At 62.7% G+C, this 24306-nt stretch carries 21 protein-coding genes; 15 read left to right on the top strand and 6 right to left on the bottom strand.

From position 1 onward, the window contains the following. Positions 1-41 precede the first annotated feature (41 nt). On the bottom strand, positions 42-1040 hold the full coding sequence (locus SAZ10_RS05215) for a hypothetical protein (RefSeq protein ID WP_318608119.1): 999 nt from the start codon (positions 1038-1040) through the stop codon (positions 42-44). A 195-nt stretch (positions 1041-1235) separates the two neighbouring features. Here SAZ10_RS05215 and SAZ10_RS05210 point away from each other — a divergent pair, with 195 nt between their 5' ends. Continuing rightward, a complete protein-coding gene (locus SAZ10_RS05210; RefSeq protein ID WP_318608118.1) occupies positions 1236-1583 on the top strand; it encodes a DUF2147 domain-containing protein in 348 nt (115 codons plus the stop codon). A gap of 130 nt (positions 1584-1713) precedes the next feature. Here the strand turns inward: SAZ10_RS05210 and SAZ10_RS05205 are convergent, their stop codons facing one another. Further along, positions 1714-2421 carry a glutathione S-transferase N-terminal domain-containing protein gene (locus tag SAZ10_RS05205; RefSeq protein WP_318608117.1) on the bottom strand — a complete coding sequence of 236 codons (708 nt, stop codon included), beginning with the start codon at positions 2419-2421 and terminating at the stop codon, positions 1714-1716. Between the two features lie 173 nt (positions 2422-2594). Between SAZ10_RS05205 and SAZ10_RS05200 the strand changes: the two genes are divergently transcribed. From SAZ10_RS05200 to SAZ10_RS05185, 4 genes are all read left to right on the top strand, one after another. Further along, entirely contained in the window at positions 2595-2762 is a 168-nt protein-coding gene (locus SAZ10_RS05200) for a hypothetical protein (RefSeq protein ID WP_318608116.1), read from the top strand. Positions 2763-2797: 35 nt separating this feature from the next. Next, positions 2798-2980: a hypothetical protein gene (locus tag SAZ10_RS05195; protein ID WP_318608115.1), complete on the top strand. Its 183-nt coding sequence runs from the start codon at positions 2798-2800 to the stop codon at positions 2978-2980. Positions 2981-3060: 80 nt separating this feature from the next. After that, the gene (locus SAZ10_RS05190) at positions 3061-4563 is read left to right on the top strand and encodes an AMP nucleosidase (RefSeq protein ID WP_318608114.1); all 1503 of its coding nucleotides are present in this window, start codon (positions 3061-3063) and stop codon (positions 4561-4563) included. 153 nt (positions 4564-4716) lie between these two features. Continuing rightward, complete coding sequence (locus tag SAZ10_RS05185) at positions 4717-5733, top strand: endonuclease/exonuclease/phosphatase family protein (RefSeq protein ID WP_318608113.1); 1017 nt, start codon at positions 4717-4719, stop codon at positions 5731-5733. A gap of 167 nt (positions 5734-5900) precedes the next feature. Here the strand turns inward: SAZ10_RS05185 and SAZ10_RS05180 are convergent, their stop codons facing one another. Beyond that, positions 5901-6503 carry a DUF922 domain-containing protein gene (locus tag SAZ10_RS05180; RefSeq protein WP_318608112.1) on the bottom strand — a complete coding sequence of 201 codons (603 nt, stop codon included), beginning with the start codon at positions 6501-6503 and terminating at the stop codon, positions 5901-5903. A gap of 108 nt (positions 6504-6611) precedes the next feature. Beyond that, entirely contained in the window at positions 6612-8264 is a 1653-nt protein-coding gene (locus SAZ10_RS05175) for an electron transfer flavoprotein-ubiquinone oxidoreductase (RefSeq protein WP_318608111.1), read from the bottom strand. 262 nt (positions 8265-8526) lie between these two features. Here SAZ10_RS05175 and SAZ10_RS05170 point away from each other — a divergent pair, with 262 nt between their 5' ends. The 6 genes from SAZ10_RS05170 to SAZ10_RS05145 all read left to right on the top strand — a co-directional run bounded on the left by SAZ10_RS05170 (position 8527) and on the right by SAZ10_RS05145 (position 13642). After that, positions 8527-9087 carry a hypothetical protein gene (locus tag SAZ10_RS05170; RefSeq protein WP_318608110.1) on the top strand — a complete coding sequence of 187 codons (561 nt, stop codon included), beginning with the start codon at positions 8527-8529 and terminating at the stop codon, positions 9085-9087. A 34-nt stretch (positions 9088-9121) separates the two neighbouring features. Beyond that, entirely contained in the window at positions 9122-10003 is an 882-nt protein-coding gene (locus tag SAZ10_RS05165; RefSeq protein ID WP_318608109.1) for a uracil-DNA glycosylase, read from the top strand. A 164-nt stretch (positions 10004-10167) separates the two neighbouring features. Continuing rightward, positions 10168-10971 (top strand): helix-turn-helix transcriptional regulator, encoded by an 804-nt coding sequence (locus SAZ10_RS05160; RefSeq protein WP_318608108.1) that lies wholly within the window; start codon positions 10168-10170, stop codon positions 10969-10971. A 248-nt stretch (positions 10972-11219) separates the two neighbouring features. Then, the gene (locus SAZ10_RS05155) at positions 11220-11993 is read left to right on the top strand and encodes an amino acid ABC transporter substrate-binding protein (RefSeq protein WP_318608107.1); all 774 of its coding nucleotides are present in this window, start codon (positions 11220-11222) and stop codon (positions 11991-11993) included. A gap of 204 nt (positions 11994-12197) precedes the next feature. Continuing rightward, positions 12198-12878 (top strand): amino acid ABC transporter permease, encoded by a 681-nt coding sequence (locus SAZ10_RS05150; RefSeq protein WP_318608106.1) that lies wholly within the window; start codon positions 12198-12200, stop codon positions 12876-12878. Next, positions 12875-13642, top strand: a complete 768-nt coding sequence (locus SAZ10_RS05145) for an amino acid ABC transporter ATP-binding protein (RefSeq protein ID WP_318608105.1) — start codon at positions 12875-12877, stop codon at positions 13640-13642. Before SAZ10_RS05150 ends, SAZ10_RS05145 begins: the two co-directional genes overlap by 4 nt. 2 nt (positions 13643-13644) lie before the next feature. Here the strand turns inward: SAZ10_RS05145 and SAZ10_RS05140 are convergent, their stop codons facing one another. Beyond that, positions 13645-14607, bottom strand: coding sequence for a DMT family transporter (locus SAZ10_RS05140; RefSeq protein WP_318608104.1), 963 nt, complete (start codon positions 14605-14607; stop codon positions 13645-13647). 68 nt (positions 14608-14675) lie between these two features. Continuing rightward, a complete protein-coding gene (locus tag SAZ10_RS05135; RefSeq protein ID WP_318608103.1) occupies positions 14676-16988 on the bottom strand; it encodes a xanthine dehydrogenase family protein molybdopterin-binding subunit in 2313 nt (770 codons plus the stop codon). A 160-nt stretch (positions 16989-17148) separates the two neighbouring features. Here SAZ10_RS05135 and pepN point away from each other — a divergent pair, with 160 nt between their 5' ends. The 4 genes from pepN to SAZ10_RS05115 all read left to right on the top strand — a co-directional run bounded on the left by pepN (position 17149) and on the right by SAZ10_RS05115 (position 24278). Beyond that, positions 17149-19788 (top strand): aminopeptidase N, encoded by a 2640-nt coding sequence (gene pepN, locus SAZ10_RS05130; RefSeq protein ID WP_318608102.1) that lies wholly within the window; start codon positions 17149-17151, stop codon positions 19786-19788. A 222-nt stretch (positions 19789-20010) separates the two neighbouring features. After that, positions 20011-22335 carry a PAS domain-containing sensor histidine kinase gene (locus tag SAZ10_RS05125; RefSeq protein ID WP_318608101.1) on the top strand — a complete coding sequence of 775 codons (2325 nt, stop codon included), beginning with the start codon at positions 20011-20013 and terminating at the stop codon, positions 22333-22335. A 198-nt stretch (positions 22336-22533) separates the two neighbouring features. Next, on the top strand, positions 22534-23367 hold the full coding sequence (locus SAZ10_RS05120) for a universal stress protein (RefSeq protein ID WP_318608100.1): 834 nt from the start codon (positions 22534-22536) through the stop codon (positions 23365-23367). 137 nt (positions 23368-23504) lie between these two features. Continuing rightward, entirely contained in the window at positions 23505-24278 is a 774-nt protein-coding gene (locus tag SAZ10_RS05115) for an SDR family oxidoreductase (protein WP_318608099.1), read from the top strand. The last annotated feature ends 28 nt before the right edge of the window (positions 24279-24306 follow it).

The raw sequence follows: 24306 nt of genomic DNA, 5'->3' as shown, positions 1-24306 counted from the left end.
TTGCTTACCAAGAATCGCGTGAGGTTCGAGGAAACGGGCGTTCAGGGCGACGTCAGATAGTACAGCGCCGCCGAGGAGGCCGCGCCTCCAATCACGCAGGGCAGGCCCAGAGCGGCCTGGCCGGTCGCGGCCGCGGCGACGCATCCCAAAGAGATCACGCCCTGACCGATCTTGCCCCACAAAGCCATATCACGTTTGTTGCCTGGGCCCAGGCGCTTGAGGTCCTCCATCCGGGCGAGCGCGGTCCTGCGCAGCTCCGAGGTCTCTGCCGTCTCGGCGGCTTCGATCGTCTCGGACAGCTGCTTCAGGGTCTTCTCATCCGTCTGCTGCACCCGCAGCCCCTTGAGAAATCCGAGCACCCTGGTGTCACGCGACGCGTTCATCGCGAGCGTGTACTTGGCCATGCTGCCAATTGTCAGCTTCTCGACATTGTCGCGCTCGTCCGCCCAGGGCAGCATCCTGATCATGCGTTCGAGGGGCCAGGAACCTCGGGTGGCGAAATAATAGCCCCAGTAGACGTCGAGCATCTCCGGACGCTCGTCGAGAGCAACCTGCTTCTCCTTGTCCTTCCCGGAGAACCAGTTGGCGGGATTGAAGCGGTCGCTCCACGATGTCTTCTCTTCGGTGACGCGAGTGGCCGGCGTCGGCAGCTTGCCATCGAGATAACGCTGCGCCATCAGTTCGCGGGTCGGCATCTTCGGCGCGAACCGGGTCATGAGCCCCGGCCAGTCGGGATGGCCGGAATAGGCGATGGCGCGGACAATTGCCCAGTAATCGGCCGGGCGAATGACGAGCAGTTTTTGGACCGTGGCGTCGGCCTTCTCAGGTCTGGAGGCGATCATCCCAGCCATGAAGCCTACATACATACCCGCTGCCTCCGGATCGCTCAGCACGCCGATGTTACTCGCCTTCTTCATGACCGATGGTGCACGGGCAAAATCGCGCTTCGGATCGTATGCGTTCATCCAGGCGAGCACGTCCTGCTTGGTTTGGATCGGCTGTGCCGCGCGCGCCATGCCCGCGGCCATCAGCACCGCCATGAGTGCAACGCAAAAACTACGCATATTCCACTTCGCGCACTCAGCGCGCCCCTCACATCCTGATCGTCGAGAGCTCAGGACGACTAGGGATCAGGGGCATGGGACAATTTCGAGACGGGCCAGCGGCCTTTTTGGGGCTCAAAAACTCGGGGAACAGTGGGCCTGACTTCGCGTTCCCCCTCAAAAGGGCAAGTCATGGCAAGAGCAATAATTCTCGGAGTCCTGGTCGCGGCGTCAACCTTGGGTTCGGCCTTCTCTGCCGACATGGTCGTGGGACGTTGGAGGACGAAGCCTGGCGACACGGCTGCCATATCCAATTGCGGCAGGGCCCTCTGCATCAGTCTGAAGGACGGCCGCTATGCCGGGCAGCAGATCGGCAGGATGACGCCCAGAGGCGACGGCACATACGTCGGCTCGATCACCAACCCTGCCGACGGCAAGACCTATTCAGGCAAGGGAAGGCTCGAAGGAGACTCCTTCACGATGAGCGGCTGCCTCCTGGGCGGCCTGATTTGCAGGAGCCAGACGTGGGTGAGGTTGTAGGGCAATAAGGCAGTAGGGGAATAGGGGAGTAAGGGAGTGGACCAATCCTTGATCTCCGCCAGCGGAGGCCAAAGGGTGGTGCCCCCTATTCCCCTTACTGCCCTATTCCCCCTACTCTACTCCCTTACTATCAGGCTCTCGCCCTCTGCCCGAACAATACCTTCTGCGCATCCTTGTCAGTCGCGAGATCGGCGGCTCTTTCGGGCTCCGCCTGGCCGACCAGCAGGGCGCGCTCGACGGCGGGCCGTTTGGAGATGGTGTCGAACCAGCGCTTCAGATTGGGGAATTCGTCAAGATCCTGCCCCTGGTTCTTGTAAGGTCGAACCCATGGGAAGGAGGCCATGTCGGCAATGGAATAGTCGCCGGCAAGGAATTCGCGATCGCCAAGCCGTTTGTTCATCACGCCGTAGAGCCGATTGCACTCATTCGTATATCGGTCGATGGCGTACTGAAGCTTTTCGGGCGAATATTGCCGGAAATGATGGGCTTGGCCGGCCATTGGACCAAGTCCGCCCACCTGCCAGAACAGCCACTGCTCGACTTCGACGCGGGTACGTTCGTCGGTCGGGTAGAACTTGCCGTACTTGCGGCCAAGATATTGCAGGATGGCCCCCGACTCGAAGATCGAGATCGGCTCGCCGCCCGGTCCGTCCGGATCGACAATTGCAGGCATTCGGTTGTTCGGCGCGATCTTGAGGAAGGACGGCTCGAACTGATCTCCCTTACCTATGTTCACATATTCCACGCGGTAGGGAACACCGAGTTCCTCCAGCATAATGGTGATCTTGTAGCCGTTCGGGGTCGGCCAGTAGTGCAGTTCGATCGGCTCCGTGGCCATAGGCTGTTCCTCTTGGTTCGGATTGCTCCAACCAGATAGGCATGGGTGCCCAGAACGCAAGGCGAGCCCTGATCCCTAAAATCTTAATGTTCTTGAACGCGGCATGAACAAGCCCATCAGGACGGGTTCAGCGCGGCACACGTATCCTCCCAGCCGAAATCGAGGGGAACGCCATGCTTGTCCGCCGCTTCACGATCGTCTGCCTGCTCATCACAGTTTTCGGGATGGCGTTCGCATCGCTTGTCGCTGAAGCGAGCCGCCCGGCGCGTTCGTGGAACATTGGCGTCGTCGTGCCCTGCGTTTTCGACCACGGCCTGGTCTGCGCCGTTCCAGCCAGATGATAGCCAAACCTCGACTTGTTGAAACGAGACCGAAAATGATCCGCTCGATCGCAACACTCCGCTCGCTTGTCCCTGCCGGTGTCTTGTTTGCGTTATTGGTTGCACCGATCGCCTTGGTGACCCATGTCAATGCCGGTAACCGGGTCGTGATCGAAGCGCCGGCCCCGGCCAAAAACGGCATGGGACTTGTGCTGCTCGTCAGCCTGCAGCGCGTTTAGTGGGCGAAAGAAGGGGCTGGATCGCTTTGTAAAGCCGGTCTGCCTCTCCCAACTGCCGGATACCTTCACTATAATAGGTCATGGAACATCGAATCTTTCCCACACCCATTGCACGGGTCGTCAGCCCGGATCCCTACCCGCGCCGGCATTTCACCGATCCGGTCGAGGCGGTCGGGGCCCTCAAGGAACTCTACGGCCGCAATACAAATTTCCTGCGGCAGTCCTTCCTCGAACTGGCCGAAGGCAAGCAGGGAAACGTGCGCTACCGGGCCTTTTACCCCGAGGTTGGCATCACCACGACGACTTACGCCCAGATCGACACACGCGTCTCCTATGGTCATGTGCCCGCGCCTGGCCAATACACGACGACCGTCACCCGGCCGGACCTCTTCGAGAGCTATCTCATCGACCAGCTGGGGCTCCTGATCCGCAATCACGGCGTGCCCGTCACCGTTTCGGAGTCGTCGACACCGATCCCTCTGCACTTCGCTTTCGGCGAAGACGTCTATGTCGAAGGATCCATTGCCGATCGGATCAAGCGGCCGCTGCGCGACGTGTTCGACGTGCCGGACCTCAACAGCACGGACGACCATATCGCCAACGGCACCTTCGAGCCTGTGCCGGGCGATCCGCTGCCGCTTGCGCCCTTCACGGCGCAGCGTATCGACTATTCGCTGCACCGTCTTTCCCACTACACGGCGACGAGGCCGAAGCATTTCCAGAATTTCGTGCTCTTCACCAACTACCAGTTCTACATCGACGAGTTCTGCGTCTATGCGCGTGAGCTGATGGCGCAAGGCGGTCGCGGCTACTCCGCTTTCATAGAACCAGGAAATGTCGTCACTCCGGCCGGCGAGGTCGCTCCGCAGGAAGGCTCCACGCCTTCGCGAATGCCGCAGATGCCGGCCTATCATCTGGTGAAGCCCGGCCACGGCGGCATCACCATGGTCAATATCGGCGTCGGGCCGTCCAACGCCAAGACGATCACCGACCACATCGCTGTGCTGCGCCCGCATGCCTGGCTCATGCTCGGCCACTGCGCTGGCCTGCGCAACACCCAGGCGCTCGGTGACTATGTGCTGGCGCATGCCTATGTTCGCGAGGACCATGTGCTGGACGACGACCTGCCGGTATGGGTGCCGATCCCGGCTCTGGCCGAGGTACAGGTCGCGCTTGAAGGCGCAGTGGCGGAGGTGACCGGGCTCGCCGGCTATGACCTCAAGCGCGTCATGCGGACTGGGACGGTGGCGACCATCGACAACCGCAACTGGGAGCTGCGCGACCAGCGCGGCCCGGTTCAGCGCCTGTCGCAGTCACGCGCGATCGCGCTCGACATGGAGTCGGCGACGATCGCCGCCAACGGCTTCCGCTTCCGCGTGCCCTACGGAACGCTGCTTTGCGTGTCCGACAAGCCTCTGCATGGCGAACTGAAGCTGCCCGGCATGGCGACCGAATTCTATAAACGCCAGGTTGCCCAGCATCTGACGATCGGCATCCGTGCGGTCGAGAAGCTGGCCGAAATGCCGCTGGAACGATTGCATTCGCGCAAGCTCAGAAGCTTTTCGGAAACAGCCTTTCAGTGAGGACCCTGGGGCAGTCTGCCGGCTCCGGCGATGCAACTTAAGCCAAGGCTGCGAGTCGAAATAGGTAGGCTGTGCCCCAAAGTTCCCCCGCGCGCTACCTTGAATGGGCCGCAATTTGCCGCGTAATGACGCGCTATGGAACGAAGCGGCATAGTGCATACTGCGGCGACCCTGGTGTTTGCAGGCGCGACGGTGCTTTCCATCCCGCTCGTGCTTGGGCTGCTGGCCAATTTGCATCCGGCATTCGACTCATTTGCTCATTTCCGCGCTCATCTGGCAGCGCTGCTCGGAATTTGCGGGCTCATCCTGCTGGCGTCGATCTACTGGAAGCAGGGGCTGCTCGCAGTCGCACTTGGGGTGCTGGCGTTGTGGACCACAATGCCGGCCTTTCCACTCTTCGGCGCTACGAGCGCGGCAGCCGGCGACGCAGCGAACGGGCGCGCGGTGTACCGGCTCTTGCAGCTCAACCTGCGCTTCGACAACAAGGCGTCGGAGAAGGTGCTGTCGCTGATCGGCAGGACCAAACCGGACGTCATCACGCTCGAGGAAGTCTCGGTCGATTGGATGCCGCGAATTGCTGCGATCGCGGCGATGTATCCCTATTCGATCGTCTGCGATGCGCCGAACCGTATCGGTGGCAACGCCGTGCTGTCCAGGCGGCCATTCCTCGATGGTGCACCTGGCCGCTGCCTCAACGAGGGCGCGCTGGCCCTCGCTGACATCGATTTCGGCGGCCGCTCCTTGCAGGTGGCGGCGCTGCATCTCGCCTGGCCCTGGCCATCCCATCAGTCGGAGCAGCTCCAAGAACTCCGGCCCGATCTTGCCGCGCTCGGCAATACTGCGCTGCTTGCCGGTGACCTCAACGCAGCGACCTGGAGCGCCACTGTGCGGCGGGTCGAGGCCGATGCAGGGCTCAGCCATGTCGCCGGCATCGGGCCGACCTGGCTCGACCGCCGCCTGCCCGACGTGTTGCGGCCCTATATCGGGCTGCCGATCGACCAGGTCTTCTCCAAGGGAGACATCTCGATCCTGTCTGCTCGAGCACTGGATGCGGTCGGGTCGGACCATTTGCCCGTGCTTGTCGAATTCGCGTTCAGCGGCGGGAAGCTGCCCCAGGACAATGAGGAGAGCGCGACAGCCTCTGCCGAAACGCGCAAGTCGGTGTTCTGAAACTGGCCGTGCGCTAGTGCTTCTGCAACTCCCGGCGCCGACCCTCACCCTTACCCTCTCCCCGTAAGGACGGGAAGAGGGGGCGGCAACGTCTCGAACCCCCTCTCCCCGTTTTTCACGGGGAGAGGGTAAGGGTGAGGGGCAGCGCCAACCTAGGTCAGAAGGCCCTAGCCCTGGCTGAGCATCATAACCAGCCTTTCGACGTTGCCGCCCGGGGCGTGCTCGACCTGGTCGAATGCCAGCTGCCGCGCCTCGTATTTGGCGTAAACGGTGGCGATCACCTGCTTCACCTCGGCTTGTGTCCTTCGGCATCCCGGGTCGTTAGCGTCGAAAAGCCCGGACAGCGACCGCTGAGCCTCGTTCACCATCTGGCGAGCGATGCGGCCATGTGTCTGTTCGTGCTTTCGCACGCCCGCCATGAAGCGTGCCCAGTGCCTTTCCAGGTTGGGCGACATTTGCCCCGAAACCTGAGGAAAGGTGTAGGTGATCGAGAGCAAGGCGGCAGCATCCGCGATGCGGCAGCTGTCGCCCCTTTCCCGCCAGTCGATAGTCCAGGACACGGTATAGGCGGTCTGGGCAATGGCGTGCGTGAGGAAGCCGTGCTTGGGCCCGCGCCGATCCATTACTTCGAGAAGTGCCGCGCCGTTCTTGCCGCTGATACTGTAGGTGACCGTCCTGGCCTTCACCGATACGGCTGCAGATGCAACATTCGGCGGAATGAGCAGGGCCACCGTTGCCATGGAGGCTGCGAAGAAGATGGGGGGTCGCATGGGTTTTGTCCTCCTTCCCGGAGGACATCATAAGCCCGGCCGCGATTCAAGTTTTTCGCACTTTGGGAGTAGTGATGCGGCCCTTGCTAATCCGCGGCCCCCCACAGTTCACATGTTCATATAGACCGGTCCCTCACCCCCCTGTGGCGGCACCCAATTGATGTTCTGGTCGGGGTCCTTGATATCGCAGGTCTTGCAGTGGACGCAGTTCTGCGCGTTGATCACGAACTTCGGCTCTCCACCTTCCTCGACCCACTCGTAAACCCCGGCCGGGCAGTAGCGGCTCGATGGGCCGGCGAAGACATCGTGCTCGGAGCGCTTCTCCAGGTCCATATCCTTGACCTGCAGGTGGACCGGCTGGTTCTCTTCATGGTTGGTGTTCGAAAGGAACACCGAGGAGAGCCGGTCGAAAGTCAGCACCCCATCGGCCTTGGGATAGGCGATAGGCCGATGCTTCTCAGCCGGGTCGAGCGATGCGTAGTCAGGCTTGCCATGTTTCATGGTGCCGAACGGCGAAGCGCCGAACAGCGTGTTCATCCACATGTCGAAACCGCCGAGCACGACGCCCACGACGGTGCCGAAGCGCGACCATAGCGGCTTGACGTTTCTGACCTTCTTCAGGTCCTTGCCGATGTCGGAACTCCGCCACTCGTCCTCGTAGCCATTGAGCTCGTCATGGGCGCGGCCCGCCGAAATCGCCACGGCAACGTGCTCGGCTGCGAGCATCCCGGAGAGCACGGCATTGTGGGAGCCCTTGATGCGCGGCACATTGACGAAGCCCGCGGAGCAGCCGATCAGCGCGCCGCCGGGGAACGTAAGCTTCGGCACCGATTGCCAGCCGCCTTCGGTGATGGCGCGCGCGCCATATCCGATGCGTTTTGCCCCCTCGAAGGTGCCGCGGATGGCAGGATGCGTCTTGAAGCGCTGAAACTCCTCGAAAGGTGAGAGATAGGGATTCTTGTAGTTGAGGTGGACTACGAAGCCGACGGCCACCAGATTGTCCTCGAGATGATAGAGGAACGAGCCGCCCCCGGTTGACCCGTCGAGCGGCCAGCCGAAGGAATGCTGGACAAGGCCGGGCTTGTGCTTGTCCGGCGCCACTTGCCAGAGCTCCTTGAGCCCGATGCCGAATTTGGGGGGATCGCAGCCTTCGTCGAGCCTGAACCTGGCGATCAGCTTCTTGGCGAGCGAGCCCCGCGCGCCCTCCCCGATCAGCACATACTTGCCCATCAGCGCCATGCCCGGCGTGTAGCCCGGGCCGTGCGTCCCGTCGCGCTCCACCCCCATGTCGCCCGTGATCACGCCGGTGACCCTTCCCTCGGCATCAAAGACCAGGTCCGCGGCGGCAAAGCCGGGATAGATCTCGACACCGAGCGCCTCCGCCTGGCTGCCAAGCCAGCGGCAGACATTGCCGAGCGAGACAATATAGTTGCCGTGATTGTTCATCAGCGGCGGCATCATGAAGTTCGGCAGGCGCAACGAGCCGGCCTCGGTGAGCAGCAGGAAGCGGTCGTCGGTGACGGTCGTCTTGAAGGGGTGGTCAGCCGTATCTCGCCAGCCGGGCAGCAGGCGGTCGATGCCGATCGGGTCGACGACGGCGCCCGAGAGGATGTGCGCGCCGACCTCTGACCCCTTCTCCAGCACCACGACGGAGAGGTCGGGATTGAGCTGCTTCAGCCGGATCGCCGCGGCGAGCCCAGCCGGCCCTGCGCCGACGATCACCACGTCGAATTCCATGCTTTCGCGTTCAGTCTCGCTCATCCGATCTCTCCCACTGCCTGCCGGTCGAATTGGCGCGTATCCGGGTTGCCTGCAATAGCCTATCTGGTCAAGGCGTCAAAATTCCCCAGCAGATGCGACACAAAGTCGATGCCAACGGGCAAGTTCACCTTCGCCGGCTTCATTCTTCGCCCTGCCATCTTTTTCATGTTGCGCCGGCTTGAATCTCGCTCATACTCCGCTGATGCGATGCCTTGCACTCCGGCATGCTCTATCGGCGCTTCTGATTGCAGTCGCCGCCGGCATGACCGGAATTGTCCCTGAAAGGGCTCGTGCCGAAGACGGCAGGAAGTGGGTTGCCGGCAATTATTCCTTCTCGGACGAACTCGGCGGCTTCATGATCACCGGCATCAGCGGCAAGGGTACTCGCGACGATCCTGTCGTGATCCAGGAAGAGCTCCAATCGGCGAGCCCGGTCACACTGGTCATCCGCGCCCAAGGCATCGTTCCGTCATACGCTTTCGGCGACGATTCCGGCTTCGGCTTCACCTACTTCCGTATCGTCACGCTCAACAATAGCGGACTCGCATGGGTGGAGTTCGAGTTCGAGCTGCAGGAGATCAAGGGCCAGCCGAGCCTGTTCGGCGATGGGCTTTCCTTCGATCAGCGGCGAATGGATGCAGAAAGCATCCATTCGGATGCCTTCCAGCAGTACAGCCGCGATTTCGAGCCCTATGACCGACTGCGGTTCCTGGAAGGCAAGGTCGACCCGCTTAAGAGCGCCGCCTTCAGCTTCCTGGTAACGGACTTCACCCCGCGCGCCCAGTTCTATATCGTCCAGGATCCGCACATCCCCTCTTCCTGAGAATTGCGCCAGTTTCTTGAACGATGAGAATCGGTTGACCGTAGAACTTCGCGAACTGCTCAAATTCTATGCCGAGGCTGGCGTCGATGAGGCGATCGAGGAAGTCGCCATCGACCGCTTTGCCGAATTCGCAACCCAGGCAGCCAAGACCGGCGTTGCCGGCCCGCAGGCGAGTCAGGCCCCTGCGGCGGGAGATGTCGTCACCCAGGCTGTCCGCGCCGACGGCCCTGCTCGAGTTCCGCAGGCACAAGAACCTCGGCCCGCTCAACCGGCACGGCCTCAGCAACCGACAGCCGCGGTGCCGGACGAAGGCCAAGTGCTGCTCGCCCGCGAGCTTGCCGCGCGCGCAAGGACCCTGGACGAGCTCCGCGATGCGATGGGCGCGTTCGAAGGCTGCAACCTCCGATACACTGCGAAATCGCTCGTTTTTTCCGACGGCAACCCCGAAGGCCCGCTGATGCTTGTCGGCGAGGCGCCGGGACGGGACGAAGACATCGAAGGCAAGCCTTTCGTCGGTCGTTCCGGACAGCTGCTCGACCGCATGCTCGCCGCCATCGGCATGGATCGCACGTCCGCCTACATCGCCAATGTCATCCCCTGGCGGCCGCCCGGCAACCGCACGCCCACGCCGCAGGAAACGGAGATCTGCCGGGCATTCATCGAACGACAGATCGAGCTTGCGGACCCGAAGGTTCTCGTTTCGCTCGGCGGGCCCTCGGCCAAGGTGGTCATCGGCACGCCCGAAGGTATCATGAAGCTGCGCGGCAACTGGCGCGTTCACCGCACTGCTTCCGGCAAGGAGATCCCGGTCATGCCGACCCTGCATCCCGCCTATCTCCTGCGCAATCCGGCGCACAAACGGCTCGCCTGGCGCGATTTCCTGGAGGTGAAAGCGAAGCTCAGGGCGCTTGGCTGACGGGTTCGTGCCGGGGACAGTTTACTTTTTTCCGTAGACACGCTGTGCCGCTTCAAGGCTAGTGCGAGCGGAAAAAAGTAAACTGTCCCCTGCTCCCACGACATGAAAAGCCATTACCTCGCAGGTAATGGATAGGCAGCAGGCGCGGCTATATCGTTCCCTTCATGAACCAATCCCGATCCGAAATCGGCGTGCTGATCCGTGAATGGCGGACGCGCCGGCGCATGAGCCAGCTCGACCTCGCGAGCGAGGCGGAAGTCTCGCAGCGGCACCTCTCCTTCATCGAGAGCGGACGGGCGCAGCCTTCGCGCGACATGGTTCTAAAATTGTCCGAGCGGCTGGACATTCCGCTTCGACAACGCAACCGGCTGCTCGTCGCGGCCGGCTTTGCGCCCAACTTCGGCGAACGGCCCCTCGACCATCCGTCGCTGGCGCCCGCGCTGGCAGCCGTCGAAAGCGTGCTCAGGGGACATGAGCCAAACCCGGCGCTGGCGGTCGACCGGCACTGGAACATGGTCGCCGGTAACGGCATGGTGGCTCCCCTCCTCGAAGGAATTGCCGAGGCGTCGCTGCTCGCCCCGCCTGTCAACGTGATGCGGCTCAGCTTGCATCCCAAGGGCCTTGCGCCGCGCATCGTCAACCTCCCCGAATGGCGCGCCCATCTCCTGGCGCGGCTGCGCCGCCTCATCGAGACGACCGGCGATCCCGCGTTGGAGGAACTCGAGGCCGAGATGCTCACATATCCATCGGGAGTGACACGGTTACGGACCATCCACGATGAAGGAACGGCGATCGTGCACCCGCTACGCATCAAGGCGAAAGATCTGGTGCTGTCATTCATCAGCACGATCAGCGTGTTCGGCACGCCGCTCGACGTGACGCTGTCGGAACTCGCAATCGAATCCTTCTTCCCCGCCGACGAACAGACACGATTCGCGCTTCAAAAGATGGCGGCAGGACAGGCGTAGTCTTGAAATCGGTACCGGAAGACGGGCTAAGCCCCTCCTCGCGCTAGCCTTTGTTTCGACGCATGCCCTTGTCCCGAAACCCCGCTTTCAGGAGACATGCTGCAACGAGCGCCCGGCCGAGAACAAAATGCTCCAAAGCCATTGCCTTCGAAATTTCATTCCTTAAATCGCCCGTGAGGTTCTGCCAAATCTTTGGGCACCTCAACAGGTTCCGGCGCCTTGCCGGCCACATCACAGGGGCTGCAAAAATGAAATGGCTCAAGTCACTCGTCGTCGCCGGCGCCGTTCAGGTTCTGGCGCTCGCTGGCGCGCATGCCGGCGCAAATCTTGACAAGATCAAGCAGACCGGCGTCTTCCGAATCGGCACGGAAGGCACCTATGCGCCTTTCACCTATCACGATGCGTCAGGGGCGCTGACCGGCTTCGACGTCGAAATAGGCCGCGAGATCGCCAAGCGCCTCGGCGTCAAGGCCGAGTTCCTGGAAGGGCGCTGGGACGGGTTGATCGCGGGCCTCGACGCCGATCGCTACGATGCGGTCATCAACCAGGTCGGCATTACCGAAGCGCGCAAGGCCAAATATGATTTCTCCAATCCCTATATCGCCTCCAAGGCAGTGCTGATCGTGCGTGGCGACAATGACGAGATCAAGAGCTTCGCGGATCTGAAGGGCAAGAAGTCGGCGCAGACGCTGACGTCGAATTTTGGCAAGCTGGCGGAAAGCTCGGGCGCCGAGCTGGTCGGCACCGACGGCTTCGACCAGTCGATTCAGCTGGTGCTCAACGGCCGCGCCGACGCCACGATCAACGACAGCCTGTCCTTCTATGATTTCAAGAAGCACAAGCCCGACGCCAATGTGAAGATTGCGGCCCAGCAGGAGAACGCCGACTATTCCGGCGTCATCGTCAAGAAGGGCGATCCGGAGTTGGTGGCCGCCATCAACAAGGCGCTTGACGAGATCAAGGCGGACGGCGCCTATCAGAAGATCGCCGACATCTATTTCGGCCAGGACGTGTCGCAGTAACAGTCCTGCAAGGTGAGCCGGCCCCCAGGCTCGCCGACCAGAAGCATCAAGCGGCGTCCGGTTGCCCGGCACGCCGCTTTCGTTTGTTATGGCGGCAGTCCGGAATTCCGGCCTTCTGGCCGCTTATTTCTTTTTTTACGCATCGGATTTGTCCGAAAACCGCTACGTGCACTTTTCGGTCCGATGCTTTAGAAAGGTCCGCTCGTGCCGCATTGGCTGCAACTCATGCTGGAATCGCTTGGGCCCCTGCTCTGGGCAGCGATCGCGTTCACAGCACCGCTCACCGTGCTCTCCTTCGCCTTCGGCCTGCTGGTTGGCCTCGGCGTTGCGCTTCTCAGGCTTTTCGGGCCGGCGCCGCTCGCGGCCATCGTGCGTTTCTATGTCTGGATCATCCGGGGCACGCCGCTTCTGGTGCAGCTCTTCCTGATCTTCTATGGTTTGCCTTCGGTCGGCATCGTGCTCGATGCATTTCCCGCCGCGCTGATCGGCTTCACCCTCAACATCGGCGCCTACACGTCCGAAATCATCCGCGCCGTCATCGGCTCGGTGCCCAGGGGCCAGTGGGAAGCCGCCTATTCGATCGGCATGACATGGTCGCAGGCGATGCGCCGCACCATCCTGCCGCAAGCCGGGCGGGTAGCAGTGCCGCCCCTGTCCAACACCTTCATCTCGCTGGTGAAGGATACTTCGCTTGCTGCCGCCATTACCGTGCCGGAGCTGTTCCAGGCTGCCCAGCGCGTTGTCGCCGTCACTTACGAGCCGCTGATCCTCTATATCGAGGCGGCGCTCATCTATCTCGCGCTGAGTTCGGTCCTGTCGGCGCTCCAGGTGCGGCTGGAGAAGCGGCTCGGGCGCTATGGCGGCTTCCTGGAGGCGCGGTCGTGATCGAGCTCAAGAATATCGAGAAGCGTTTCGGCGACCATCTGGTACTGAAGGATGTGAGCGTCACCATTGCCGAGGGTACCGTGACGGCCCTGATCGGACCTTCGGGCGGCGGCAAGAGCACCCTGCTGCGCTGCATAAACCTGCTCGAGATCCCGACCTCGGGTACGGTACGCATCGGCGACGACGTCCTGCAGTTCCATCCCGGCGGCAAGGTGGCGACAAGCGACATCCAGCGCTTGCGGCGGCAGACGGGCATGGTGTTCCAGAATTTCCAGCTTTTCCCGCATCGCACCGCCATCGAGAACATCATGGAGGGGCTGATCACGGTGCAGAAATGGCCTGTCCCGAAGGCGCGCGAGCGGGCATTGGCGCTGCTCGAGAAGGTCGGGCTGGCGGCCAAGGCCGATGCCTGGCCCTCGACATTGTCGGGCGGACAGCAGCAGCGGGTCGCGATCGCGCGGGCGCTGGCGCCGTCGCCGAAAGTGCTGCTTTGCGACGAGCCGACTTCGGCGCTCGATCCGGAACTTGCTGAAGAGGTGGTCGAAGTGCTGGCTCAGCTCGCCAAGGAGGGCACGACCATGGTGATGGCCACGCACGATCTGCGGCTGGCTTCGAACATCGCCAACGAGGTCATGTTCCTGGAGGCCGGCGTCGTCGTGGAGGCCGGACCGGCGAGCGCGATCTTCGGCAATCCCCGGCGCGAGCGGACAAAACGCTTCATCGCAACGCTTCGGCAGGAGCAGGCCGCGACGAGCGCTGGTTAAATTCAGACCGGCGGCGTCAGCTTGCGCGCGGCTCCCCGCTTGATGCCGAGCTGGCGCTCCCGCCAGACGATGAAGAGGCCAGCGCCAACCACGATCGTCCCGCCGATCAGCGTATGGATGGTCGGGAGGTCGGCAAAGAGGAGGTAGCCCGAGATGATGCTGAGGATCATCGAGGTGTATTCGAACGGCGCGACAGTCGAAGCCTCCGCGTGGCGGTAAGCCTCCGTCATCAGGATCTGCGCGATGCCTCCGCAGAAACCTGCCGCGATCAGCAGCGTAGCCTGCTCGATCGTCGGCTGCTTCCAGCCGAACGGTATGGTCAGAAGCGCGATCGCGCTCGCAGTCAGTGAAAACCAGAGTACGATCGTCGTCGACTTTTCGGTACGCACCAGCCGGCGCACCAAAATCATGGCAACCGCAGAAACAGCGGCGGAGACGAGCGCGGCGACAACGCCCACCGCCTCCTGATCGGAGAAGCCGGCGCCAGTGGAAAACAGCGTGAGCTTCGGCCAGGAGATGATCAAGACGCCGATCAGGCCCACGATCACTGCGCTCCATCGGTAGATGTGGATCGTCTCGCCGAGGCAGATCACGCTGAAGACGACGACCAGCAAGGGCTGAGCGTAATTGAGCGTGATCGCTTCCGGGAGTGGCAGCCGGGTGAGCGCAAAGAAACTGAGCCCCATCGCAGCGACACCTACCATACCGCGGGCGATGTGGGAGAGCGGATGACTGGTTGCGAGGGCGCTCCGAAGTTGTCCGCGCCACGCAAAGACGGCGAGGACGGGAATGACGGCGAAGAAGGAGCGGAAGAAGACGATCTCGCCCGCCGGCAGGTCTCCGGCCAGCTTGATGCAGGACGACATACCCACAAAGATCGCCACCGAGGCGACCTTCAGCAGGATGCCGGTCAGCGTGTTGGCGAGTTGCTCCTTCTGGAGCCCTGCACCGGAAGCCGCTGTCATGCTCTGCAAGTCGCGCGCATCAATTTCCTCTCACGCGCGATCCGCACGCATCGGTTCCAATGTCTTCGTCAGGTCCCTGATTTTGCCTGCTGAATGGCACTCCAGATGCGCAGCGGCGTCGCCGGCATATCGATATGTCGGATACCATAGGCTCGGTAGAGCGCGTCCGTGACTGCATTGACGACGGCGGGCGCCGCGCCGATCGTTCCCGCCTCGCCCGCGCCTTTGATGCCGAGCGCATTCGTCGTCGAAGGCACGTTACGCGTCTCGAAATGGAAGAACGGCACGGCGTCGGCGCGAGGCATCGAATAGTCCATGAAGCTTGCAGTCAGCAGCTGGCCGTCCTCGCCGTAGACGGTGTTCTCGGTCAATGCCTGACCGATACCCTGCACCACGCCGCCATGGATCTGGCCGGCGAGCAGGATCGGGTTCACGGTCACCCCGAAATCGTCCACGACCGTGTAGCCGACGATCTCGGCAACGCCGGTCTCCGGGTCGATCTCGACCTCCGAGACATGCGTGCCGTTCGGATAGGTGCACTCGTCCTGCTCGAATTCGCCGAAACCCTGGAGATCGCGTGGCTGCTTGGCTGCCTTGGCGACGTCGGCGAAGGTGATGGATCGGTCGGTGCCGACAATGCGCGCCGTGCCATCGACGAGCTCGATGTCGCCGGCCGACGCTTCGAGCTCGTCGGCGGCGATCCGCTTGATCTTCTCGGCGAGGTCCTCACCTGCGCGGGCTGCGGAGACGCCGCCGAGCGGTATGGAGCGCGAACCGCCCGTGCCGCCGCCCGCCTTCAGCCGGTCGGTGTCGCCCTGATGGACGGTGATCTTCGAGATGTCGATATTGAGCTTCTCGGCGATGAACTGCGCATAGGCGGTCGCATGTCCCTGCCCATTGGTCTGTGTGCCGATCGAGAGCGTCACCGTGCCGTCGCCGTTGAGCTGGAGATAGGCCGGCTCCGAGCCCGGAAAGGCGCAGGCCTCGATGTAGGTCGCCATGCCGATGCCCCGGATCTTACCTCTCGCCTGCGAGTCTCTCAGCCGCTGGTCGAAATCGGCCCATCCGGCGCGCTCCAGCGCCAGCGTCATGTGGCCATCGAACTCGCCGACGTCATAGAGCCGGTCGGTCGCAGTCCGGTAAGGGAACTGCTCTGGGCGAATGAAGTTGCGGCGGCGGATTTCTTCGCGACCCAGCCCTAGCTCCCTGGCGCACTCGTCGACGAGTTTTTCGATCAGGAAAGCCGCTTCCGGGCGTCCGGCCCCGCGATAAGCGTCCACCGGAACGGTGTTGGTATAGACGCCATCGACCGCCACGAAGAGCGTCTGAATGTCGTAGACACCCGTCGACATGCTGACCCCGATGGTCGGGACAGCCGGGCCATACTGATGGACGTAGGCGCCGAGATTGGCCAGGACGTGGATGCGCAAAGCGAGAAAGCGGCCGTCTTCGTCGAGTGCCATCTCGGCCTCGGCGAAATTGTCCCGACCTTGTGCGTCGGAGAGAAAATGCTCGTTGCGATCGCTGGTCCATTTCACCGGCCGCCCGAGGCGTTTTGCAGCCTCCAGCACCAGCGGATACTCACGATACACCATGCTCTTCGGACCGAAGCCGCCGCCGACATCAGGCGTGATCACGCGCACCTTCTTCGGCGCGACTTTGAATACCTTCTTGGCAATGATATCGCGCAGGCCGTGCACGCCCTGCGAACCGCTGGTCAGGACGTAGCGGTCCTCGTCCTCGTTCCACTCGCCAATCGCCGAACGCGGCTCCATATAGTTGCATACGAGCCGGTTGTTGACGAATTTGATGCCGACCACTTTCGCGGCTTGCGCGAATGCGGCGTCGGTCTTTTTCCTGTCGCCGATCTCGTAGGCGAAGGCGCGGTTGGAGCCGAGCTCCGGCCAGACCAGCGGCGTATCCTCGCCAAGCGCGGTCACGGTGTCGACCGCAGCCGGCTCGCTCTCGTATTCGACCTCGATCAGCTCGGCCGCGTCCTGCGCAAGCGCGCGGGTATCGGCAACGATGAAGGCTACGGCGTCGCCGACATGGTGGACGCGATCGCGGCACAGGATCGGGATGTCGCGCGTCGGCGCCTTGCTGCCGTCCGGCTGCTCTTGCATGACACCGGAGCGGAGCGCACCGAGATGGGCGAGGTCGGCGCCGGTCAGTACCAGGCGGACGCCCGGCGCATTCCTGGCAGCCTCGGTCGAGACGATCTTGAAGCTCCCCTTGGCGATCGGCGAACGCAAAACGTAGCCATGCAGCACATCGGCAGGCGCGATGTCGTCCGTGTAACGGCCGTTCCCCGTTATGAAGGACTTGTCCTCCACGCGCAAAACGGATGCCCCCATCCCGAACTTCGGTGTGGCGATAGTCATGGCAGCCTCGTGATGATGAATTAACTGTGAGCGGGAGGTGCGCTTGAAATAAGCCTTAGGGCAGTTTTGTCGAGAGGTGGTTTCGTGTAAAGGGCACCGACCTCAAATTATTGGGCCAATCCGCCCCTCGGCGTGCCGCAGGAATCAGGACAAGCACGGAATGCGAACCGACACCGGCCAGGTCTTTCGCCTGGAAGACTATCGTCCGAGCTCTTTTCTCATTCCCGAGACCGACCTCACATTTCGGCTTTCACCCGACTCGACCGTAGTCATCGCAAAGCTCACGGTCGAAAGGCGCGAGGACGCGCCGCTCGATGCACCGCTGGTGCTCGACGGCGACGGGCTGGCGTTGAAAGGGCTGGCGATCGACGGGATGCCTGCAAGCGCTTCCGCTTTCGTCGCGACGCCAGACAGCCTGTCAATCCCCAAGCCGCCTCACGCCCGCCGTTTCCTGCTGACGATCGAGACCGAGCTCGCGCCCGCCAAGAACGAGGCGCTGATGGGACTTTACCGCTCCAACGGCAACTACTGCACGCAATGCGAGGCGGAGGGCTTCCGCCGCATCACCTATTTCCTCGACCGGCCTGATGTCCTTTCTGTCTATACCGTGCGCATCGAAGCCGACCGCAAGGAAGCGCCACTGCTGCTCTCGAACGGCAACCCGGCCGAGGCCGGCGATCTCGCCGACGGCCGCCACTATGCGGTCTGGCGCGACCCCTTCCCCAAGCCCAGCTATCTTTTTGCGCTCGTGGCGGGCGACCTCGGCGTGGTCGAGGATGAGTTTGTCACCGCCTCCGGGAGGACGGTCAAGCTCGGCATCTATGTCGAGCATGGCAAGGAGTCACGCGCAGCTTACGCGATGGACGCCCTCAAGCGCTCGATGCGCTGGGACGAGGAGACATACGGCCGTGAATACGACCTCGACGTGTTCAATGTCGTAGCAGTCTCCGACTTCAACATGGGGGCCATGGAAAACAAGGGCCTCAACATCTTCAATGACAAATACGTGCTGGCCGACGTCGACACGGCGACCGACACTGACTTCGCCGGCATCGAGGCGGTGATCGCGCACGAATACTTCCATAATTGGACAGGCAACAGAATCACTTGCCGCGATTGGTTCCAGCTCTGCCTCAAGGAAGGGCTGACCGTTTTTCGCGACCACGAGTTCTCAGCCGACCAGCGCTCGCGCGCGGTGAAGCGCATTGCCGAGGTGCGCACGCTGCGCGCCCACCAGTTCCCGGAGGACCAGGGGCCGCTCGCCCATCCCGTACGGCCGCGGCGCTATCGCGAGATCAACAACTTCTACACCTCGACCGTCTACGAGAAGGGCTCGGAAGTGGTGCGTATGATCCGCACTATTTTAGGCGCCGAGCTCTTCCGCAAGGGGATGGACCTCTATTTCGAGCGGCATGACGGCGACGCGGCCACCGTCGAAGATTTCCTGAAAGTGTTCGAGGACGTTACTGGGCGCGACCTCTCGCAATTCGCCCTCTGGTACCATCAGGCCGGAACACCCAACCTCACCGTCACCGCGTCCTACAACAAGGAGGCGTCCGAGCTTTTCCTCGAGATCGAGCAGTCCGTGCCGCCGACTCCGTCGGAAAGTCGCAAGCGGCTGATGCATATCCCGCTCGCCTTCGGTCTTGTCGGCAAGGACGGCCAGGATATCGATCATGGCCATGTCGACGGCGCGGCTGTCGAGAACGGCATCATACACGTGCGCAAACGCCGCCACACGGTCCGCTTCAGCGATATCAAAGAGCGGCCGGCGCTTTCGCTCAACCGGGGCTTTTCGGCGCCGATAACGCTCTCGATCGAGCAGACGCAGGACGAGCGCGCCTTCCTGGCCCGCCATGACAGCGACCCCTTCTCGCGCTGGCAGGCGTTCAACTCGCTGCTTGCCGACGCGCTGATGGTGGGCTCGCGGCAGATCCGTGGCGGCAAGGAGCCGGAATTCTCCAGCGACCTGACCGGCCTGGCCGGCGCCATTGCAGCGAACGAGGCGCTGGAGCCTGCCTTCCGCGCTCTGGCGCTCGCGCTGCCCGGCGAAGCCGATATCGCCCGCGAGCTCGGCAACAACATCGACCCGGACGCCATCTTTGCGGCGCGCGAGGCGCTCTCCAGAGCGATAGCGAAGGCCAATGCCAGCCTGTTCGAACGGCTGTTTGCCGAGTTCAGCGGCGGCAACACCTTCAGTCCGGACGCGGCGAGCGCCGGGCGACGAGCGCTGCGCAACGCGCTGCTCGATTTTCTCAGCACCAGTGACCCGACCCGGGCGGCCAAGCAGTTCGCGGCCGCGAACAACATGACCGACCGTGCAGCCGCTCTTACGATCCTTGCGCACCGGCATGCCGCCAAGGGGCAAGCCGAGGAAGCGCTCGCCTGCTTCGAGGCGCGCTACCGGTCCGATCCGCTGGTGCTCGACAAATGGTTCCAGATCCAGGCGGCCATTCCCGGCCCACAATCCGTGGAACGCGTTCGCGCGCTCATGCGCCATCCGGCCTTCTCGATCTCGAATCCGAACCGCGTGCGCTCGGTGATCGGTACCTTCTCGACGGCCAATCAGACCGGCTTTCACCGGCCTGACGGCGGGGGCTACATGCTCTTTGCGGACACCGTGCTGGAGATCGAAAAACGGAACCCGCAGGTCTCGGCGCGGCTTGCGACTGGGCTGCGCTCCTGGCGCTCGCTTGAACCGGTGCGGCAGAAGAAGGCGCGCGAGGCGTTGCTCAGGCTCGCTGCCGAGCCGAACCTCTCGGCGGACCTGCGCGACATCGTCGAGCGCACGCTGGCGTAAGAGCTTGATCCCGAACCGAAGGTCAGCGCGGCAAAAGTTGCAGACTTTTCGGACAGGATCATGCGGCAAAAGCAAAGCGCACGGCCCCTGCAGGGCACATTCTTCAAATTTTAACCATCGCCCCCTGGACAAGGCGAATCGCGAGTGATTCTTTACTAGCGATTCGGCTGTGCGGCGTTGCCGGATCGCCAAGGGGACATGAAGCTCAGGAGAGCCATAGGCATGGCGAATGCGGACGCGTGGAGCGCGCCCGGTGGGTCGATTTTTGCGCGCAGGCGGCAGAGGCAAGAGGCCGGCCCGCGCGGCAATGCGCGCATCGTCGCAGAGCCGGCCTATCGCCGGATGCTGGCTGCAGAGCCATGGTTACGACGCTCGATTCCAACCCTCATCGTCCTCTTCCTTGTCGTCGTTGCGGCGGTTCGTTTCCTCTCGCTGATCAACTGGCGCGACGACATCGAGCGCAACGCCAAGGCGATGTTGGCGCTGTCGGCTGGCGAGCTCATCAACGCCGTCATGCTCACCCCTACGGGAACGGTCACCGACGAGGCGACCGGGCGGCACATCCTCGATCGCACGGCCGAGGACGGCGCCTTCGGCAACGGCTTCGTGCTGGCAATTACCGACGGGGACTTCAAAGTCGTCGCCGTCTCGCAGGCTGGCGCGGCCTGGCAAGGCAAGCATCTCGATGAGCTGTTCACCTCTGGCCAGCCCCTATTCATGTTCGGCGAGCGGGCCGGCGTCATGCAGGTCACGCTCGATGGCCAGGACTGGTACGCAGCCATCGACCTCAGCGGCAAGCGCAATGCAGCCGCTGCCGCGCTGATCCCGCAAGCGGACGTGTTCTTCGACTGGCGGCGCGCGATGTCGCTCAATGTCACGTTGTTCGTGCTGACGGCCTCCATCCTGCTCGTCGTCCTCTACGCCTATTTCGCACAAGCCGCTCGGGCCCAGGCCGCCGACCGCATCTATCTCGACGCGCACCAGCGGATCGACCTGGCCCTTGCGCGCGGCCGCTGCGGCCTCTGGGACTGGGACATGGTGCGTGGCAAGATGTACTGGTCCCGCTCCATGTACGACATGCTCGGCTACGAGCCGGCCGACCGCATGCTGTCATTCGGCGAGGTCGCCGACATCATTCACGATCAAGACGGCGACCTGTTCGACCTCGCGAACAAGATCGTCTCGCGCGAGATCGACCTCATCGATCAGGTGTTCAGAATGCGTCACGCTTCGGGCCAATGGGTCTGGATGCGGGTTCGCGCCCATGTGATCGATCCCGAGGCGGCGGAAATCCAGCTGATCGGCATTGCCGTCGACGTCACCGAGCAACGGCATCTGGCGTTGCGCTCGGAAGCCGCCGACATGCGGCTCAGGACCGCGATCGAGAACACCTCGGAGTCCTTCGTGCTCTGGGATGCGGCCAACCGGCTCGTCATGTGCAACACCAAGTTCCAGCAGGACCACGGGCTTTCCGAACGCGACGTGGCGCCCGGAGCAGAGCGCGAGGTAATCGAGGCGCGCATGAAGCCGTTGATTTCGGAGCGCCGGCTCGCCAGCGCCAACGGCCCGCGGGGCGCCGCCACCTACGAGCGTCAGCTTGCCGATGGCCGCTGGCTGCAGGTCACCGAGCTCAAGATGCGCGATAGCGGCACGGTCTCGATCGGCACCGATATCACGCAGCTCAAGCTCAACCAGGAGAAGCTCGTCGAGAGCGAGCGGCGGTTGATGGCGACGATCCACGACCTCAGCGTGGCCCGCAAGGCCGAAGCCGAGAAGACGCGCGAACTTGTCGACCTCAACAAGAAATACATGCGTGAGACCGAGCGCGCGGAGGCGGCGAGCCGCGCCAAATCCGAGTTCCTCGCCAATATGTCGCACGAGCTCAGGACCCCCCTCAACGCCATCATCGGCTTCTCCGAGGTCATGGAATCCGGACTATTCGGGCCGCTCGGCTCGGAGCGCTATCTCGAATATGCGCGCGACATCCATTCGAGCGGCAGTTACCTGCTCGGCGTCATCAACGACATACTCGACATGTCGAAGATCGAGGCCGGCCAGTTCAGCATGGAGCGCGAGGAGATCAGCCTCGGCCGGCTGATCACCGAGACGGTGCGCGTCGTCTCGCTTCAGGCTGCGAAGAAATCGATCACGGTCGAGACCGACATTGCCGAGAACATGTCGCTGTTCGCAGACAAGCGCGCGATCAAGCAGATCGTCATCAACCTGCTCTCGAATGCGGTGAAGTTCACCGGCGAAGGCGGGCACATCTCGGTGAGAGCGCGTCATGTCGCAAACGCCATGACCATCAGCATCGAGGACAATGGCTGCGGGATTCCGAAGGACAAGATCGCCAAGCTCGGCCGGCCTTTCGAGCAGGTCCAGAACCAGTTCACCAAGAGCCACGCCGGTTCCGGCCTTGGGCTTGCCATCTCGCGCTCGCTGGCCGAGCTGCATGGCGGAGCGCTGAAGATCAAATCGACCGAAGGGGCCGGCACCATCGTTTCGGTGCGCATCCCGGTGCGCCGGAAGATGGCCAAGGCGGCCTAGTTGGCCGTGACCGGACTGCCAAGCCCGTTCCCAGCTAGGCTGTACCTGCCGGTCAAGACGGCTTCTGTGTCTCCTGGCTGGTGCTGATTATCTCTGCCTCGTTTCAGGCCCATCCTGCTCGATGGCATAGCGGCAAGCTTTGCGATAGGCTTCCACGGGGTACGCGGTGCGGCTGCTATCTAACGCATAGAGGTCGCGATGATCAGTTCCATTCTTCACCCCAATGACCTGACTGTGGGCAGCGAAGCCGCGTTTTTGCACGGCTTGCGACTTGCCGTGGGGGCCAAATCCGAGTTCTCTATCCTTCACTCCGACGCTTTGCCGGAGAATGAGGATGCCAGCTGGCACTCGTTCCCCGGCGTGCGCAGCGCCCTCATTCGCTGGGGTCTTATCGGTTCCGATGCTCCGCAGAGCGCAGTCGACAGCGAGCTTGGTGTGCGCATCAAGAAGGTTGAGATTCAGGATAGCACCCCGATCAACGGCGTGATGCGCTGGCTTCAGAACCACTCCTGCGATCTGATCGTGATGGGGACCCACGCTCGCGAAGGCGCCGCCCGCCTGCTGAAGGGTTCCATCGCGGCCGATCTGGCCAACCACGCCCGCTTGCCGACCTTGTTTCTGCCCATATCGTCATCGGGGTTCGTCGATCCGGCCACAGGGACAGCCCTGATCCGGAATATACTGATTCCGGTGGACAGAGTGCCTCGTCCAGCCGCCGCAATTTCCATGGCGTTTGAGGTCGCAGATTCTTACGGTTGTCCGGATGCAACCATTCACTTGTTGCATGTCGGAACATCCGATAGCGCGCCTACGATCTCCGTAGATGCCGCATCTGATCGGCGGGTGCGACGCCACACTCGTGAAGGCAGTGTCACTGAGGCGATCGTTGCTTTCGCACGCGAACTCGATCCCGAGCTGATTGTGATGCCGACGCTTGGCCGCCAAGGATTCCTCGACGCGTTGCGAGGCAGCACCACCGAACGAGTTTTGCGGCACGCGCAACGTCCGCTACTGGCGGTGCCGGAAGGCTAGGTATTTCGTCCTGGCTGGTCCCGTCGGCAGCTAGCGGCCCGCCGACGTACAAATTTACCGCGCGAAGCGGCGAGTTCTTTCGGTTGGTGGGAGCCCTGTCCTCGACGGCAACAGAACACCAAGAAGGGAGATCACGCATGGACCTGCAACTCAAAGGAAAAACCGTGCTCGTCACGGGCTCAACAGCGGGTATCGGCCTTGCGATCGCCGAGCGGCTTGCAAGCGAAGGCGCCTCGGTCGTGATTTGCGGGCGGAACCAGGCAAAGCTCGATGCGGCAGCGGCGAAGAGCGGCGCACGCGGAGTGCTGGCCGACCCAGCCACGGCCGAAGGCGCCTCGGCATTGATCGCCGCGGTTCCGGCAGTCGATGTCCTCGTGAACAATCTCGGCATCTACGAGTCCAAGCCGTTTGTCGAAATCACCGACGAGGACTGGCGCCGATTCTACGAGGTGAACGTGCTTTCCGGGGCCAGGCTCGCGCGCGCCTATTTTCCTGGCATGATCGCGCGCAACTGGGGCCGGATCATTTTCATCGCCAGTGACTCTGCGCTCATCGTACCACCAGACATGATCCACTACGGTATGACCAAGACGGCGCAACTCGCCATTTCGCGCGGCCTTGCCGCGGCGACCAAAGGGACGCGTGTGACGGTGAATTCGGTGCTGCCAGGGACCACGCGGTCGGAAGGCATCCTCGATTTTCTCAAGAGTGTGTCGGACGATCCGAACGCGCCAGCGGCCGACATCGAACGCGCTTTCTTTTCGAAGGAGAGACCGACCTCGCTGATCCAGCGCATGATCGAGCCAGAGGAGATCGCGGCGCTTGTCGCCTATGTCGCGAGCCCGCTCTCGGCCGCCACCAACGGCGCCGCACTGCGCGTCGACGGCGGCATCACGCCGACGATCGTGTGATGGGATGGCGCGATGCCTGAACATCGGA

This window comes from Mesorhizobium sp. BAC0120 (assembly GCF_033542235.1).
Taxonomy (GTDB): Bacteria; Pseudomonadota; Alphaproteobacteria; order Rhizobiales; family Rhizobiaceae; genus JAWRCU01.
The sequence above is the reverse complement of the archived record's forward strand: the minus strand, read 5'-3'. Positions and strand labels throughout refer to the sequence as shown.